The organism is Bacillus sp. 05T31 (assembly GCF_056396725.1).
Map to the genome: position 1 here is coordinate 1 of NZ_JBFTMA010000943.1, position 1305 is coordinate 1305.

Genomic DNA, 1305 nt, shown 5'->3' on the forward strand with positions numbered 1-1305 from the left:
GGTTCTGGTGCAAACATTTTTTGAAGATATAAAGAAGTGAAGAAATTCCTAACGGAATCCACTTTTATGCTGGAATACCGAATAGTTGATGAATGAGGTTCACCTGATTTTGGACAGACTTCCCCCCTTGAGAGGTTTGTCCTTTTTTCATCATATGCATGGCYTCAACACCTCTCAATATGGAAGTTGCCGTTTTAAATGACTTGAATCCCAACATAGAACGCACGCGTTTCTTAATAAAACGATGATCTTGTTCTACTATATTATTGAGATATYTAACTTGCCTTAGTTGTATGCCTTCAAGCATATGTTTCTCTTCTTTTAACTCTTGAATCGCTACAGGGTAGGCAGGGTTCTTATCTACTGTTATCACACGAGGTKTAGACACGTACGAAAAAGCCAAGGMTTTCTTGAAAAAGCGCTTGGCTGCTTGTTTATCTCTTGATTTACTTAGATAAAAATCAATGGTGTTCCCTTCGGAATCTACAGCACGATATAAATACATCCATTGACCYTTTACTTTGATATAGGTTTCATCGACYCTCCATGAGTCATTTGTTGATTTAAGATGATRKCGTACTTTCTCTTCTAATTGAGGTCCATATTGATGAACCCAGCGCATAATTGTTGTGTGAGCRATTGATAATCCTCGTTCTTCCATCATTTCCACCAGGTTGCGAAAGCTCAAATTGTACCGCWGGTACCATCTTACTGTTAATAAGATCAGTTCAGGCTGATAATGTTTCYACTTGAATAGATTTTGCTTTTCCATACCAATCACATCCTTTTTAGAGTACTAGTATCAGTATGTCCAAGTTTGATAGACATTTTTCATATACTTCAAAGTTTTTGCACCAGAACCAATATTAGTATACATAAGCACCCAAAATGGGTGCTTTCTTATTTGTTATATAAAAATTACACATTAAGCGTATTTAAAGAGTGTTCTAGGTATAAAGATAATTGATAAATCATACAATGATATGGAAGGGCCTTTTCTAGCGTGTTAGTTACCTCAATGTATATGTATCTCTTGGCGCCTGGGCGAGGGTGCTTTTCTTACGATTAGTCAACTGTTTTTTAGAGTTCTAATTGATCAAATATCAGAGATTTTAAGTCAATTAGAATGCAAACCAAATACCCCTAATATGTGTCCATTTTTTAATAGGGGGCAGATATGGTGTGATGAATGAAACTATGGTTTCAGGCGGTTAATCGATAATCATAGTACATATTATGTGTAATGAGGTAGAAGAGAAGCTTCAATAACTTATTTACACATGCAATGGACGCAACTTTATGACA

At 35.9% G+C, this 1305-nt stretch carries 1 protein-coding gene; it reads right to left on the reverse strand.

From position 1 onward, the window contains the following. Positions 1–64: 64 nt before the first annotated feature. On the reverse strand, positions 65–772 hold the full coding sequence (locus tag AC1DJR_RS30135) for an IS6 family transposase (protein ID WP_477004274.1): 708 nt from the start codon (positions 770–772) through the stop codon (positions 65–67). Between the last annotated feature and the right edge of the window lie 533 nt (positions 773–1305).